The 16,059-nt window shown below is 63.2% G+C and carries 12 protein-coding genes; all 12 read right to left on the reverse strand.

Annotated features, from left to right (window positions below):
• Positions 1-60 precede the first annotated feature (60 nt).
• Positions 61-906, reverse strand: coding sequence for a 3-deoxy-8-phosphooctulonate synthase (kdsA, locus tag CAG44_RS20560; RefSeq protein ID WP_025337985.1), 846 nt, complete (start codon positions 904-906; stop codon positions 61-63).
• A gap of 3 nt (positions 907-909) precedes the next feature.
• Positions 910-2,538, reverse strand: a complete 1,629-nt coding sequence (locus CAG44_RS20565) for a CTP synthase (RefSeq protein WP_025337984.1) — start codon at positions 2,536-2,538, stop codon at positions 910-912.
• A 269-nt stretch (positions 2,539-2,807) separates the two neighbouring features.
• On the reverse strand, positions 2,808-4,091 hold the full coding sequence (tilS, locus tag CAG44_RS20570; protein WP_085692883.1) for a tRNA lysidine(34) synthetase TilS: 1,284 nt from the start codon (positions 4,089-4,091) through the stop codon (positions 2,808-2,810).
• Between the two features lie 140 nt (positions 4,092-4,231).
• On the reverse strand, positions 4,232-5,179 hold the full coding sequence (gene accA / locus CAG44_RS20575) for an acetyl-CoA carboxylase carboxyl transferase subunit alpha (RefSeq protein WP_015269200.1): 948 nt from the start codon (positions 5,177-5,179) through the stop codon (positions 4,232-4,234).
• 106 nt (positions 5,180-5,285) lie between these two features.
• On the reverse strand, positions 5,286-8,810 hold the full coding sequence (dnaE, locus tag CAG44_RS20580) for a DNA polymerase III subunit alpha (protein ID WP_025337982.1): 3,525 nt from the start codon (positions 8,808-8,810) through the stop codon (positions 5,286-5,288).
• Positions 8,811-8,998: 188 nt separating this feature from the next.
• Complete coding sequence (rnhB, locus tag CAG44_RS20585; protein WP_085593290.1) at positions 8,999-9,622, reverse strand: ribonuclease HII; 624 nt, start codon at positions 9,620-9,622, stop codon at positions 8,999-9,001.
• 1 nt (position 9,623) lies between these two features.
• Positions 9,624-10,751 carry a lipid-A-disaccharide synthase gene (gene lpxB / locus CAG44_RS20590; protein ID WP_085692884.1) on the reverse strand — a complete coding sequence of 376 codons (1,128 nt, stop codon included), beginning with the start codon at positions 10,749-10,751 and terminating at the stop codon, positions 9,624-9,626.
• 1 nt (position 10,752) lies between these two features.
• Entirely contained in the window at positions 10,753-11,529 is a 777-nt protein-coding gene (gene lpxA, locus CAG44_RS20595) for an acyl-ACP--UDP-N-acetylglucosamine O-acyltransferase (protein ID WP_025337980.1), read from the reverse strand.
• Positions 11,526-11,966: a 3-hydroxyacyl-ACP dehydratase FabZ gene (gene fabZ, locus CAG44_RS20600; protein WP_004375427.1), complete on the reverse strand. Its 441-nt coding sequence runs from the start codon at positions 11,964-11,966 to the stop codon at positions 11,526-11,528. The genes lpxA and fabZ overlap by 4 nt, the downstream gene beginning before the upstream one ends.
• A 114-nt stretch (positions 11,967-12,080) precedes the next feature.
• Positions 12,081-13,136, reverse strand: a complete 1,056-nt coding sequence (lpxD, locus tag CAG44_RS20605; RefSeq protein WP_075043985.1) for a UDP-3-O-(3-hydroxymyristoyl)glucosamine N-acyltransferase — start codon at positions 13,134-13,136, stop codon at positions 12,081-12,083.
• A gap of 1 nt (position 13,137) precedes the next feature.
• Positions 13,138-13,641 carry an OmpH family outer membrane protein gene (locus CAG44_RS20610; RefSeq protein WP_015269197.1) on the reverse strand — a complete coding sequence of 168 codons (504 nt, stop codon included), beginning with the start codon at positions 13,639-13,641 and terminating at the stop codon, positions 13,138-13,140.
• A 44-nt stretch (positions 13,642-13,685) separates the two neighbouring features.
• A complete protein-coding gene (gene bamA / locus CAG44_RS20615) occupies positions 13,686-16,046 on the reverse strand; it encodes an outer membrane protein assembly factor BamA (RefSeq protein ID WP_075043984.1) in 2,361 nt (786 codons plus the stop codon).
• Between the last annotated feature and the right edge of the window lie 13 nt (positions 16,047-16,059).

A 16,059-nucleotide genomic window follows, 5' to 3' on the forward strand; every position in this document is an offset into this window, starting at 1 on the left:
GGAACCCCTGACCGACTGGTCAGGGGTGGATCGGACGGTACTTTACCCGAGAATCGAGCTTTACGCGGTTTCTACCGTCGGAAAACTTTTCACCAGGTCGTCCAGTTGCTTGAGCTGGGCCAGGAACGGCTCCAGTTTGTCCAGGCGCAGGGCGCATGGGCCATCGCACTTGGCGTTGTCCGGATCGGGGTGGGCTTCGAGGAACAGCCCGGCCAGGCCCTGGCTCATGCCGGCCTTGGCCAGGTCGGTGACCTGGGCGCGGCGACCACCGGCGGAATCGGCGCGACCACCCGGCATCTGCAGGGCGTGGGTCACATCGAAGAACACCGGGTACTCGAACTGCTTCATGATGCCGAAGCCGAGCATGTCCACCACCAGGTTGTTGTAGCCGAAGCTCGAACCACGCTCGCAGAGGATCAACTGGTCGTTACCGGCCTCCTCGCACTTGGTCAGGATGTGCTTCATTTCCTGGGGTGCGAGGAACTGGGCCTTCTTGATGTTGATCACCGCGCCGGTCTTGGCCATGGCCACCACCAGATCGGTCTGCCGCGACAGGAAGGCCGGCAGCTGGATGATGTCGCACACCTTGGCTACAGGCTCGGCCTGGTAAGGCTCGTGCACGTCGGTGATGACCGGCACGTTGAAGGTGCGCTTGATCTCTTCGAAGATCTTCAGCCCCTCTTCCATGCCCGGGCCACGGTACGAGGTTACCGACGAACGGTTGGCCTTGTCGAAGCTGGCCTTGAACACGTACGGGATACCGAGCTTCTCGGTCACCCGCACGTATTCCTCGCAGACCTTCATTGCCAGGTCACGGGACTCCAGGACGTTCATGCCGCCGAACAGGACGAACGGCTTGTCGTTGGCGATCTCGATGTTACCGACGCGAATGATCTTCTGGGTCATTGATCAGGCCTTGTTCTTCTGAGCCAGGGCTGCCTTGACGAAGCCGCTGAACAGCGGGTGGCCGTCACGCGGGGTCGAGGTGAATTCCGGGTGGAACTGGCAGGCGACGAACCATGGGTGGTCCTTGGACTCGACCACTTCCACCAGCGCACCGTCTTCGGAACGGCCGGAAACCACCAAGCCGGCGTCGACCAGTTGTGGCAGCAGGTTGTTGTTCACTTCGTAGCGGTGACGGTGACGCTCGGTGATCACGTCCTTGCCGTAGCAGTCGTGCACCTTGGAGCCGGCGGCCAGCTGGCAGTCCTGTGCGCCCAGGCGCATGGTGCCACCCAGGTCGGAGGCTTCGCTGCGGGTTTCGACGGCACCGGTGGCATCGGCCCACTCGGTGATCAGGCCGACGACCGGGTGGCCGCTGTTGCGGTCGAACTCGGTGGAGTTGGCGTCTTTCCAGCCCATCACGTTACGGGCGAATTCGATCACGGCCACCTGCATGCCCAGGCAGATACCCAGGTACGGCACCTTGTTCTCACGGGCGTATTGTACCGCGGTGATCTTGCCTTCCACGCCGCGCAGGCCGAAACCGCCCGGTACCAGGATGGCATCGGCGCCTTCGAGCAGGCTGGTGCCCTGGTTCTCGATGTCTTCCGAGTCGATGTAGCGCAGGTTGACCTTGGTGCGGTTGGTGATGCCGGCGTGGCTCATCGCTTCGATCAGCGACTTGTACGCATCCAGCAGCTCCATGTACTTGCCGACCATGGCGATGGTCACTTCGTGCTCGGGGTTGAGCTTGGCATCGACCACCTTGTCCCACTCGGACAGGTCGGCGCCATTGCACTGCAGGCCGAAACGCTCGACGACGAAGTCGTCCAGGCCCTGTGCGTGCAGCACGCCCGGGATCTTGTAGATGGTGTCGACGTCTTCCAGCGAAATCACCGCACGCTCTTCAACGTTGGTGAACAGCGCGATCTTGCGACGCGACGAAGCATCGACCGGGTGGTCGGAGCGGCAGATCAGCACGTCAGGCTGCAGGCCGATGGAGCGCAGCTCCTTGACCGAGTGCTGGGTCGGCTTGGTCTTGGTCTCGCCAGCGGTGGCGATGTACGGGACCAGGGTCAGGTGCATCAGCATGGCGCGCTTGGAGCCCACTTCGACGCGCAGCTGGCGGATGGCCTCGAGGAACGGCTGCGACTCGATGTCACCCACGGTACCGCCGATTTCCACCAGGGCCACGTCGGCATCGCCGGCGCCCTTGATGATGCGACGCTTGATTTCGTCGGTGATGTGCGGGATGACCTGGATGGTCGCGCCCAGGTAGTCACCACGACGCTCCTTGCGCAGTACGTGCTCGTAGATGCGGCCGGTGGTGAAGTTGTTGTTCTGGGTCATGGTGGTGCGGATGAACCGCTCGTAGTGGCCCAGATCGAGGTCGGTCTCGGCGCCATCGTGGGTGACGAACACTTCACCGTGCTGGAACGGGCTCATGGTGCCCGGATCGACGTTGATGTACGGATCCAGCTTGAGCATGGTGACCTTCAGGCCCCGCGCTTCCAGGATGGCCGCCAGGGAAGCCGAGGCAATGCCTTTCCCCAATGAAGAAACAACACCGCCCGTGACGAATATGTAGCGCGTCATGAAAAACCCTAGAAGTCTGCGTTAAGGCGGCCAGCGCCGCCGGAGAAAGCGAAGGAAGGCCGAAGCCCCCGATCACCTGCGTCAATCACAGTGCATCTCGAAAAACTGCCGCGTCTGTACAGACCAGGGGTATCCCCGGCATGGAGCTCGCTCGTCATTTCCAGAATCAGCCCAGCAAAAAACTGCTTGGTAATCGGCAACTCCTGTGTTTTCGCGGAACCCACAGAAGCTGTATCAAGAAGGGAGGGTAGTCTACCCGAATGTACCCTTCAGCTCAAACCTTGCGCGTTCGTCGGCAACTGCCAGGACAGCTGGCAATCAGCCTGCACCAGCCCGGGCAGGTTGGCCACCGCCAGCAGGCGCTCGCCCTGGTACAGCAGTGGCAGGCGCGGGCGCAGGAAAAGCGGCACCTGCAACTCGTTGAGCAGGCGCTTGAGGTCGCGCCGGCCGCGGCCGGGGAGGTCCAGCACTTCACCGCCCTGACGGTAGGCAATGCGCAAGCCGTGCAGCGGCGCTGCGCCAACAAGACGCACACTGCCGTTACCCGGCAACGGCAAAGGCTTGGCGGGATCGGCCCAGGCCAGTTCGCCGACGGGCAGCTGCAGCCAGTCACCGCTCAACCACCAGATGCGCCCATGACTGCGCAGCAGTTGCCCATCGGCAAGCCGCCAGGCGGGCTGGGCATCGGCGGCGGCATCGCGCAGGTCGGCCCAGCCGGCCCAGTGCCGGGTGTCGGGCAAGCGGGTACGGCGGCTCAGCCAGTATTGCAGGGCATTGCGCTGACGGGCCGGCGACAGCGCCACCAGAGTAGCCAGGTCGAGGGAGTCCAGCCCCGGCCAAGCCACCGGCGCGCCCTCCCCGGCGAGCGCCAGGTCGTCCTGGGCCAGCTCGTCCAGCAGGCCTTGGGCTTCGCCCAGGTGCTCGGCGGCGCGGGCCAGGTTCTGGCTGGCCTGCGGCCAACGTTGCTGAAGCAGCGGAAACACTTCGCTGCGCAGGTAGTTGCGGGCAAATTGTGTGTCAGCGTTTGACGGATCTTCGATCCAGGCCAGCCCATTGGCCTGGGCATGGTCCTGCAGTTGCTGGCGGGAACAGCCCAGCAATGGCCTGACCAGGCTGCCCTGCCCTAGCGCCCGCTGCCCCGGCATTGCAGCCAGGCCACGCAGGCCTGCGCCGCGCAGCAGGCGGAACAGCAGGGTCTCGGCCTGGTCGTCGCGGTGCTGGCCGGTGAACAGGATGTCACCCGGGCCGAGGGCTTGCCTGAAGGCAGCATAGCGGGCGTCGCGGGCGGCTTGTTCGAGGCTGGCACCGGGGGTGACCTGGACGTGGATGACCTGGAGTTCGATGCCGAGATTGTCGCAGACGGTTTGGCAGTGGGCGGGCCAGGCATCGGCGGCGGATTGCAGGCCGTGGTGGACGTGGATGGCGCGCAGTGGAGGGGATGCGTGATTGCGGGCGTAGTCGGCCAGCAGGTGCAGGAGGACGGTGGAATCGAGGCCGCCGGAGAAGGCGATGTACCAGGTGGGGGCGTTGAGCCAGGGGGTGAGGTTGATCATCTAGCCTCGCTCGATTCAAGAACGCATTCGCGGGCACGCCCGCTCCCACAAGTATGGCGCTAGCCCCGAGGGCAGTGCATTACCTGTGGGAGCGGGCGTGCCCGCGAACACCGGCGAAGCCGGTGCCATTCATCTCGCTATCAGAGACCGTAGCTCATCAGGCGATCGTAACGGCGGGCCAGCAGCGCGTCATGGTCGAGCTTGCCGAGCATGTCCAGCTGCTGTACCAGGTCGGCACGGATGCTTTCCGACATCTTCGCCGGGTCACGGTGGGCGCCGCCCAGCGGCTCCTGGATGACCTTGTCGACGATGTTCAGGCTCTTCAGGCGCTCGGCAGTGATGCCCATGGCCTCAGCTGCGTCGGCTGCCTTGTCGGCAGTCTTCCACAGGATCGAGGCACAGCCTTCCGGCGAGATCACCGAGTAGGTGGAGTACTGCAGCATGTTCAACTGGTCGCACACGCCGATGGCCAGCGCACCGCCGGAACCACCCTCACCGATCACGGTGGCGATGATCGGGGTTTTCAGACGCGCCATCACGCGCAGGTTCCAGGCGATGGCCTCGCTCTGGTTGCGCTCTTCGGCGTCGATGCCCGGGTAGGCGCCCGGGGTGTCGATGAAGGTCAGGATCGGCATCTTGAAGCGCTCGGCCATTTCCATCAGGCGGCAGGCCTTGCGGTAGCCTTCAGGGCGCGGCATGCCGAAGTTGCGGCGTACCTTCTCGCGCACTTCACGGCCCTTCTGGTGGCCGATGACCATGACCGGCTTGCCGTCCAGGCGCGCGGTACCACCGACGATGGCAGCGTCGTCGGAGAAGTGGCGGTCGCCGTGCAGCTCTTCGAACTCGGTGAAGATGTGCTCCAGGTAGTCCAGGGTGTAAGGACGACGCGGATGACGGGCCAGGCGGGCTATCTGCCAGCTGGTCAGGTTGCCGAAGATGCTTTCGGTCAGGGTGTTGCTCTTGTCTTGCAGACGGGCAATTTCATCGCTGATGTTCAGCGAGTTGTCGTTGCCTACCAGGCGCAGGCCTTCGATCTTGGCTTGCAGGTCGGCAATCGGCTGTTCGAAATCGAGAAAATTCGGGTTCATAGTCATCCGTCTTGGGTCTACGGCCAGGCGGCCGGCCGGTTGATCCGTTTGGCGCCCTACCTTAAGGGATCAGGCGCATTCAGGTCGAGATTAAATTTTTGTCGGTTCAACGATATTGCAGAAAGACGTTCTCACGCCCGAACTGGTCACGCAGCGCCTGAATCAGCCCATCGGCCGGGTCGATCGCCCACTGCTCGCCGAACTGCAGCATGGCCTTGGCGTCGCTGCCGGTGTACTCGAGGGTGATCGGGCAAGCGCCGCGATGGCGGGTAATCAGCTCGCCCAGCCACTTCAGCCGGTCGCCCTTGAGCGCTTCGTGTGCCACCTTCAGGCGCAGGCTCTCGGCCAGCTTGGTGCGGGCATCCTCCATGGTCATCACCTGCTTCACCCGCAGGCGCAGGCCACCGGAGAAATCGTCGTTGCTGACCTCGCCTTCGACCACCACCATGGCATCGGTCTGCAGCAAGGACTGTGCCGCCATGAAGGCATCGGCAAACAGCGACGCCTCGATGCGCCCGGAGCGGTCATCCAGGGTGACGAAGCCCATCTTGTCGCCCTTCTTGTTCTTCATCACCCGCAGGGCAATGATCATGCCGGCGATGGTCTGGGTTTCGCGTGACGGCTTGAGGTCGATGATGCGCTGGCGGGCGAAGCGGCGGATCTCGGTCTCGTACTCGTCGATCGGGTGGCCGGTGAGGTACAGGCCGAGGGTGTCCTTCTCGCCCTTCAGGCGTTCCTTGAGGGTCAGTTCGCGCACCTTGCGGTGGTTGGCGTAGACGTCGGCATCCGCCTCTTCGAACATGCCGCCGAACAGGTCGACGTGGCCACTGTCGGCGGTGTGGGCGGCCTGCTCGGCAGCCTTGATGGCCTCGCCCAGCGCCGAGAGCAAGGTTGCACGGTTGATGTCGATGTTGGCGTGGTAGGCCTTGATCTCGTCATGGAAGTGCGGGCCCAGACGGTCCAGCGCGCCACTGCGGATCAGCGCGTCGAGGGTACGCTTGTTGACCCGCTTGAGGTCGATGCGCTCACAGAAATCGAACAGGTCCTTGAACGGGCCACCCTGGGCGCGGGCCTCGACGATCGCCTCCACCGGGCCTTCGCCGACGCCCTTGATGGCGCCCAGGCCGTAGACGATGCGCCCGTCATTGTTGACGGTGAACTTGAAGTCGGAGAAGTTCACGTCCGGCGCGTCGAGGCGCAGCTTCATGCTTCGCACCTCCTCGACCAGCACCACCACCTTGTCGGTGTTGTGCATATCCGCCGACAACACCGCAGCCATGAATGGCGCCGGGTAGTGGGTTTTCAGCCAGGCGGTCTGGTACGACACCAGGCCATAGGCGGCGGAGTGGGATTTGTTGAAGCCGTAGCCGGCGAACTTCTCTACCAGGTCGAAAATGTTACCCGCAAGATCCGCATCGATATTGTTGGCCACGCAGCCTTCGATGAAGCCACCGCGCTGCTTGGCCATTTCCTCGGGCTTTTTCTTACCCATCGCACGGCGCAGCATGTCGGCGCCGCCGAGGGTATAGCCAGCCATGACCTGGGCGATCTGCATCACCTGCTCCTGGTACAGGATGATGCCGTAGGTCGGTGCCAGTACCGGTTTCAGGCCCTCGTACTGGTAGTCGGAGTGCGGGTAAGCCAGCTCGGCGCGACCGTGCTTGCGGTTGATGAAGTCGTCCACCATGCCCGATTGCAGCGGGCCCGGGCGGAACAGTGCCACCAGTGCGATCAGGTCTTCCAGGCAGTCGGGCTTGAGCTTCTTGATCAGCTCCTTCATGCCACGCGATTCAAGCTGGAACACCGCCGTGGTTTCGGCCTTCTGCAACAGCTCGTAGGTCTTGCGGTCGTCCAGCGGGATGAAGTCGATGTTGACGTCGGGCAGGTTCTTCTTGGCCTGCTCGCGGTTGATGATCTCCATCGCCCACTTGATGATGGTCAGGGTCCGCAGGCCGAGGAAGTCGAACTTCACCAGGCCGGCAGCCTCGACGTCATCCTTGTCGAACTGGGTTACCAGGCCGCCACCCTCTTCGTCACAGGCGATCGGCGAGAAGTCGGTGAGCTTGGTCGGGGCGATGACCACACCACCGGCGTGTTTGCCGGTACCGCGCGTCACGCCCTCGAGCTTCAGGGCCATGTCCCAGATCTCGCGGGCGTCTTCGTCGCCCTTGAGGAAGTCACGCAGGATCTCTTCCTGCTCGTAGGCCTTCTCCAGGGTCATGCCCACTTCGAAGGGGATCATCTTCGACAGGCGGTCGGCCAGGCCGTAGGACTTGCCCTGTACCCGCGCCACGTCTCGCACCACCGCCTTCGCCGCCATGGTACCGAAGGTGATGATCTGGCTGACCGCGTTGCGACCATAGGCTTCGGCCACGTAGTCGATCACCCGGTCACGGCCATCCATGCAGAAGTCGACGTCGAAGTCGGGCATGGAAATACGTTCAGGGTTGAGGAAGCGCTCGAACAGCAGGTCGTAGGCCAGCGGATCGAGGTCGGTGATCTTCAGCACGTACGCCACCAGCGAGCCGGCACCCGATCCTCGGCCCGGGCCAACCGGTACGTCGTTGTTCTTGGCCCACTTGATGAAGTCCATGACGATCAGGAAGTAACCGGGGAAGCCCATCTGGATGATGATGTCCAGTTCGAACTTCAGGCGGTCCAGGTAGACCTGGCGCTTCTCTTCGTAATTGGGTGTGGTCTCTTTCGGCCACAGCACCGCCAGGCGCTCTTCCAGGCCTTCGTGGGACACATGCCGCAGGTAGTCATCGATGCCCATGCCGTTGGGCGTGGGGAAGTCGGGCAGGAAGTACTTGCCCAGCTGCACCTGGATGTTGCAGCGCTTGGCGATCTCGACAGTGTTGGCGATGGCATCGGGCAGGTCGCTGAACAGCTCGGCCATTTCCTCGGCCGACTTCAGATACTGCTGGTCGCTGTACATCCTTGGCCGACGCGGGTCGTCGAGGGTCCACCCCTCACCGATGCATACGCGGGTTTCGTGGGCGTCGAAGTCGGACTGCTTGATGAAGCGCACATCGTTGGTTGCCACCAGCGGAGCGCCGAACTTGTCGGCCAACGCCACGGCGGCGTGCACGTACTCTTCGTCACGGGCACGGTTGGTACGCTGCACTTCGACGTAGAAGCGCTCGGGGAACATGCCCATCCAGTCTTGCAGCAGGGCCTCGGCTTCATCGTCCTTGCCGGCCAGCAAGGCCATGCCGATATCGCCTTCCTTGCCTGCGGAAAGGGCGATCAGGCCCTCGCTGGCGGGGGCGATCCATTCACGCTGGAGGATGACCAGGCCGTTGCGCTGGCCCTCGGTCCAGCCGCGCGAGATCAGCTCGGTGAGGTTGCGGTAGCCCTTGGGGTTCATGGCCAGGAAGCAGATACGCGACAGCGGTGCTTCCGGGTCGGCAGCGGCCAGCCACAGGTCGGCGCCGCAGATCGGCTTGATGCCGGCGCCCATGGCAGTCTTGTAGAACTTTACCAGCGAGCACATGTTGCTCTGGTCGGTGATCGCCACCGCCGGCATGTTCATCCCGGCCAGCGCCTTGGCCAGCGGCTTGATCCGCACCAGGCCGTCGACCAGCGAGAATTCGGAGTGGACGCGCAGGTGAACGAAGGGAACCGACATGGAAGATCCTGTAGCAGTGCTGAACGACAAGGGCGGGATTGTAGCTTAAATGGGGATGTTTTTTGGGGCTGCTTCGCAGCCCATCGCGGGCACGCCCGCTCCCACAGGGACCGCGTAGCTGTCAGGGATTGTACGATCCGTGTGGGAGCTGGCTTGCCGGCGATGGGCCGCAAAGCGGCCCCGGGGGTTCAGATCAGGGAATCGAGAACACCGGCACGCGCTTCCCACGCGGCTCGCACCGGGGCAAAGGAACGCCGATGAATGGGCGTAGGCCCCAACCGTGCCAGCGCCTCGAGGTGCACCGGGGTCGGGTAGCCCTTGTGCCCGCCAATGCCATAACCCGGGTAGATCAGCTCGAATGCGCTCATCTCCCGGTCACGGGTCACCTTGGCCAGGATCGACGCCGCCGCGATGGCCGGCACCTGGCTGTCGCCCTTGACTACCGGCGACGCCGGTACGGCCAGTTTCGGGCAGCGGTTGCCGTCGATCAGGGCCAGCTTCGGTGTAATGTGCAGGCCTTCCACGGCGCGCTGCATGGCCAGCATGGTCGCGTGCAGGATGTTCAGGCGGTCGATTTCCTCGACCTCGGCGCGGGCGATGCAGAAGCTCAGGGCCTTTTCGCAGATCTCGTCGAACAGCGCCTCGCGCTTGGCTTCGGTGAGCTTTTTCGAGTCGTTCAGGCCGAGGATCGGGCGCGCCGGGTCGAGGATCACCGCAGCGGTCACCACCGCGCCGCACAGCGGGCCACGGCCCACTTCGTCGACGCCGGCGACCAGGTCTTCGACCAGGTTGAAGTCCAGTCCAATTTGCATGTCAGCGGTCCTTGAGCAAGGCCAGTACCGCCTCTGCCGCCTGGTTGGAGGCGTCACGGCGCAGGGTGCGGTGAATTTCGTCGAAACTTTCGGTCTGCTGGCTGCCATCGGCCACCAGCGGCGCCAGGGTATTGGCCAGGGCTTCGCTGGTGGCGTCGTCCTGCAGCAACTCGGGTACCAGCGCCCGCTGGGCCAGCAGGTTCGGCAACGACACGTAGGGGCTCTTTACCAGGCGCTTGAGGATCCAGTAGGTCAGGGGCGCGAGGCGATAGGCCACCACCATCGGTCGCTTGTACAGCAGTGCTTCGAGGGTGGCGGTACCCGAGGCGATCAGCACCGCGTCACAGGCCGCCAGGGCCTGGTGCGACTGGCCATCGAGCAGGGTCAGCGGCAGCTGGCGCCCTTCGAGCATCTGCTCGACCTGGGCGCGACGCGCGGCATTGGCGCAGGGCAGCACGAAACGCACGCCCGGTACCTGCTGGCGCAGCCGTTCGGCAGCATCCAGGAACAGTGCGCCCAGCCGCCCTACTTCGCCGCCCCGGCTGCCCGGCATCAACGCGACCACCGGCCCTTCGCCCAGGCCCAGCGCGGCACGTGCGGCAGGGCGGTCGGCTTCGAGCGGGATGGTGTCGGCCAACGGGTGGCCGACGAAGCGCACCGGTACGCCCTGCTCTTCATAGAACCGCGCCTCGAATGGCAACAGCGTCAGCATCAGGTCGCAGCCTTCGCGAATCTTCAGCACACGCTTCTGCCGCCAGGCCCAGACCGACGGGCTGACGTAGTGCACGGTCTTGATCCCGGCCTGACGCAGTTTCAGTTCGATGTTGAGGGTGAAGTCGGGGGCATCGATGCCGATGAACACATCGGGCTTTTCGCCGATCAGGGTCTCGATCAGCAGCTTGCGGCGCTTGAGCAGCTCGCGCAGGCGCCCCAGCACTTCGACCAGACCCATGACGGCCAGGCGTTCCATGGGGAAATTGGATTGCAGGCCTTCGGCTTCCATCAAGGGGCCGCCAACGCCGATGAACCGTACGTCGGGGTGGCGCGCCTTGATGGCACGCATCAAGCCGGAACCGAGAATGTCGCCGCTGGCCTCACCTGCGACCAAGGCTACGCAAAGCTGGGCCATGTCAGCGGGTGATGCCGCGGGCGGAGTTCACGATCGACTGACGGAACAGATCGACCTCAGGGTGCTTCGCAGCCAGTTCGTCCAGCTCCTTGAGCGCGTCTTCGACGGTCAGGCCCTGGCGATAGACGATCTTGTAGCAACGGCGCAGCACATGGATCACCTCGTCGCTGAAACCCCGGCGGCGCATGCCTTCGAAGTTCATGCTGCGGGCTTCGGCCGGGCTGCCGAACACGGTGACGAAGGCCGGGACATCCTTGCCGATCGCCGTGCCCATGCCGGAAAACGCGTGGGCACCGATATGGCAGTACTGGTGCACCAGGGTGTAGCCGGACAGGATCGCCCAGTCCCCCACGTGCACATGGCCGGCCAGGGCCGTGTTGTTTACCAGGATGCAGTGGTTGCCGATGACGCTGTCGTGGCCGATGTGGGCATAGGCCATGATCAGGTTGTGGTCGCCCACGGTGGTTTCCGCACGATCCTGGACGGTGCCGCGGTGAATGGTCACCCCTTCGCGGATCACATTGTGATCGCCGATCACCAGGCGCGTCGGCTCACCCTTGTACTTGAGGTCCGGGGTGTCTTCGCCGATCGAGGAAAACTGAAAGATACGGTTGTGCTTGCCGATGCGGGTCGGCCCTTTGAGCACAACATGCGGGCCGATAACGGTGCCCTCCCCGATTTCCACATCGGGGCCAACGATCGACCAGGGGCCGACCTCGACACCATCGGCCAGCTTGGCCGACGGGTCGATAATGGCCCGAGGATCAATCGAATTCATAGGGAGCGTTCCGCGCAGGTGATTTCTGCCGAGCAAACCGGCTTGCCGTCGACCAGGGCGCGGCACTCGAATTTCCAGATCATGCTCTTGCGGCTGAGGAACTTGGCTTCCAGCACCAACTGGTCACCCGGCAGTACCGGCTGACGGAAACGCAGCTTGTCGGAGCCGACGAAGTAGTACAGGGTGCCATCGGCCGGCTTGGCGTCGAGCATCTTGAAACCGAGGATACCCGCGGCCTGTGCCATGGCTTCGATGATCAGGACGCCCGGCATGATCGGGTGAGCCGGGAAATGGCCGTTGAAGAACGGCTCGTTGATGCTGACATTCTTGTAGGCACGAATGCTCTGGGCCTCGTAGTCCAGCTCCGTCACGCGGTCCACCAGCAGGAACGGGTAACGGTGAGGCAGGTATTCGCGAATCTCGTTGATGTCCATCATTTCGGGGGGGAAGCCTGTAATAAGAATAGGGAGCGCAGGTGCTGACCACACGCTCCTTTTGCAGTCCAAAGAGGAGCCAGCTAGCGACTGTTCACTCTTGCTCAGGGAATGGTATCAGCCTTCTGATGTCGGCTGGCCACCTGAGGTCACGGTATCGACGCGTTTTTCCAGCTGCTGGAGACGCTTGGCCATGTCGTCCAGGTGGCGGATACGCGCGGCGCTCTTGCGCCATTCAGCCAGTGGCTGCATGGCAGTGCCGGAAGAATAGGCACCCGGTTCGGTGATCGAACGGGTCACCATGGTCATCCCGGACACGAAAACGTTATCACAGACATCGATATGACCCACCATGCCGACACCTCCGGCAATGGTGCAATGCTTGCCGATGCGCGTGCTGCCGGAAATTCCGACACAGGCGGCCATGGCCGTGTGCTCACCGATCTGCACGTTGTGGGCGATCTGGATCTGGTTGTCGAGCTTGACCCCATCAGCGATCCGCGTATCCGACAGCGCGCCACGATCGACCGCGGTGTTGACACCGATTTCCACGTCGTCGCCGATGGTTACACCACCGATCTGGGCGATCTTGCGCCACACGCCCTTCTCGTTGGCAAAGCCGAAGCCTTCACCGCCGATCACCGCACCCGACTGGATGACCACACGCTTGCCGATGGTCACATCATGGTACAGGGTGACCCGTGGAGCCAGCCAGCCACCCTCACCGATCACGCAACGAGCACCGACCACGCAGTGTGCACCCACGCTGACATTGGCCGCGATGCGCGCACCGCTTTCGATGACCGCGAACGGCCCGATGCTGGCACTGGCGTCCACCTGCGCGTCCTCGGCCACCACGGCGCTGGGATGAATACCCGCCACAGCCTTGGGTTTGGGGTCGAACAGGTGGGAAATGCGCGCGTAGGCCAGGTACGGATCGGCGACGATCAGCGCATTGCCGGCAAAGCCTTCGGCGTCCACCGCCTTCAGCAGCACCGCGGCCGCCTGGCTGCTATCCAGGAATTTGCGGTACTGCGGGTTGGCGAGGAAGCTCAACTGACCTGGGCCAGCCTCCTGCAAGGTGGCCAGCCCGGTAATCTGCAGCGCCTCGGGCCCCTTGAGGGTGGCGCCGAGGGCCTCGGCCAACTGGCCTAGCGTCATGGTCACGGTCATATCAACGGGCTTGGTTCATGCGCTCGATGACCTGGCGGGTGATGTCGTACTGAGGCTTGACATCGATGACCGCGCCACGCTCGAGGACCAGGTCGTAACCGCCTTTCTTGATCACTTCCTCGACAGCGCCATCCAGCTTCGGCTTCAGCTGCTTGAGCATGTCGCGGTCAGCAACGGCCTTGGCTTCGTTCAGTTCCTTGGACTGGAACTGGAAGTCACGGGCCTTCTGCTTGAACTCGAGCTCCAGGCGCTCGCGCTCCTGCTGCTGCATCTTGTCGCCGCCCTTGATCAGACGGTCCTGGATGCCCTTGGCGCTGCTTTCCAGGCTTTTCAGCTTGGTCAGTTGCGGGCCGAACTTCTTCTCGGCATCCACCGCGTATTTCTTGGCGGCATCCGACTCCAGCAGGGCCATCTGATAGTTCAGGACGGCAACCTTCATTTCGGCGAAAGCCGGGGTGGCGACCAGCGCCGCGGCCACTACGGCCAGTTGGGTCAACTTACGCACGATGCACTCCTGGATAAACCGTTGTCATTAAGCGAGGGCCGACCTCAGAAGGTCTGGCCCAGAGAGAATTGGAACACCTGGGTGTCGGCATCGTCCGGCTTCTTGACCGGCATTGCCAGGCTGAAGCTCAGCGGGCCCAGTGCGGTGATCCAGGTCACGCCCAGGCCGACCGAACTGGCCATGCCCGAGAAACCGACCTTCTCGCAATCCGGCTGGTTGCCGCAATTGGTGTCGAACACGTTACCCACGTCCCAGAACACGGAGGTGCGCAGCGAACGCTGGTCCTTGACGAACGGCAGCGGGAACAACAGCTCGACACCGCCTTGCACCAGCACGTTGCCACCAAACGGCAACGGATCCTGATCCGGGTCGGCGAGGGTGCCTTCGTTGCCAGTCACTGCTGCACCACGGCTCGGCGTGCTGCGCGGGCCCAAGCTGCTGTCCTTGAAGCCACGGACCGAGTTGAAGCCACCCGCGAAGTAGTTCTCGTAGAACGGCAGGCCGGAGGTACTGCCGTAACCGTCACCATAACCCAGCTCGGTGTGCAGGCGCAGGGTGTAGTCGTTGGTAATCGGCTTGAACAGCTGGCCGCGGTAGTCGAGCTTGAAGAACGACAGGTCGCTGCCCGGAATGGTGGATTCCAGGGTCAGGCTCTGGGAGTGACCACGGGTTGCCAGCACACCTTTGTTCAGGGTCGACTCGGACCAGCCGATCGAGGCCTTGAAGTTCAGGAAGTTATCGCCTTCCTGCTCCAGGAAGTCGAAGATCTCATCAACTGTATAACGGCCAGTCTTGATCTTGTCCTGCTGCACGCTCAGGCCATAGGTCAGGCGCGAGGTCTCGCTGATCGGGTAACCGAGGCTGACGCCCGCACCGTAGCTGTCCACCGCGTAGCTGGCCACGTCGACGTCGAGGTCGTCGTAGTCGGTGCTGCGGTAGAAGGCGTTGTAGCCCAGGCTCACGCCATCGGCAGTGAAGTAGGGGTCAACGAAGCCGAAGTTGTAGCGGGTCTGGTATTCCGAACGGGTCAGGCCGATGGACACCTTGTTACCGGTACCGAGGAAGTTGCTCTGGCTGATCGAACCACCGAGGATCAGGCCGGCGCTCTGGGCGAAACCGACGCTGGCGGTGATCGAGCCGGAGGCCTGCTCCTCGACGCTGTAGTTGACGTCGACCTGGTCGTCGGTGCCCGGCACCGGCGGGGTCTCGACGTTCACTTCCTTGAAGAAGCCCAGGCGTTCCAGACGGGTCTTGGACTGGTCGATCAGGTAGGTCGAGGCCCAGCCGCCTTCCATCTGGCGCATTTCGCGACGCAGCACTTCGTCTTCGGTCTTGGTGTTGCCGCGGTAGTTGATGCGGTTGACGTAGGCACGCTTGCCCGGGTCGACCACGAACATGATGTCGACGGTGTGGTCTTCATCGTTCGGCTGCGGCACGCCGTTGACGTTAGCGAAGGTGTAGCCTTCGTTACCCAGGCGGCGGGTGATCAGCTCGGAAGTGCTGGTCATCACCTTGCGCGAGAACACCTGGCCAGGCTGCACCAGCAGCAGCGACTTGACCTGGTCTTCCGGCACCTTCAGGTCACCGGACAGCTTCACATCGCGGACGGTGTACTTCTCGCCTTCGTTGATGTTGACGGTGATGTAGACGTGTTTCTTGTCCGGCGTGATGGACACCTGGGTGGAGGCGATGTCCATGTTGATGTAGCCGCGGTCCAGGTAGTAGGAACGCAGACGCTCCAGGTCACCGGAGAGCTTTTCGCGGGCGTACTTGTCGTCGTTCTTGAAGAACGACAGCCAGTTGGTGGTCTTCAGCTCGAACAGCTGCGCCAGGGTCTCGTCGTCGAACACGTTGTTGCCAACGATGTTGATGTGCTGGATGGCGGCGACGGTGCCTTCGTTGATCTTGATCTTCAACGCCACGCGGTTGCGCGGCTGCGGCACCACCTCGGCGTCGACCTCGGCCGAGTAGCGGCCCTGGGCCACGTACTGGCGCTGCAGCTCGTTACGCACACCTTCGAGGGTGGCACGCTGGAAGATCTCGCCTTCGGCCAGGCCGGATTGCTTCAGGCCCTTCATCAGGTCTTCGGTGCTGATGGCCTTGTTGCCTTCGATCTCGATGCTCGACACCGACGGGCGCTCGACCACGTTGATGATCAGGACATTGCCATCGCGGTTCAGCTGGATGTCCTGGAAGAAGCCGGTCTTGAACAGGGAACGGGTCGACTCCACCAGTCGGCGGTCATCGGCCTGGTCGCCGACGTTCAGCGGCAAGGCACCGAAGACACTGCCGGCGGAAACCCGCTGCAGGCCGTTGACGCGGATATCGGAGATGGTGAAGGACTCGGCGTGAACTTCAGCGATCATCAGTGCGGACATGACCGCAGTTAGCAGCAGACGTTTCATGAAGTCCTTTTAT

It is taken from the genome of Pseudomonas sp. B13(2017) (assembly GCF_002113245.1).
GTDB lineage: Bacteria > Pseudomonadota > Gammaproteobacteria > Pseudomonadales > Pseudomonadaceae > Aquipseudomonas > Aquipseudomonas putida_Z.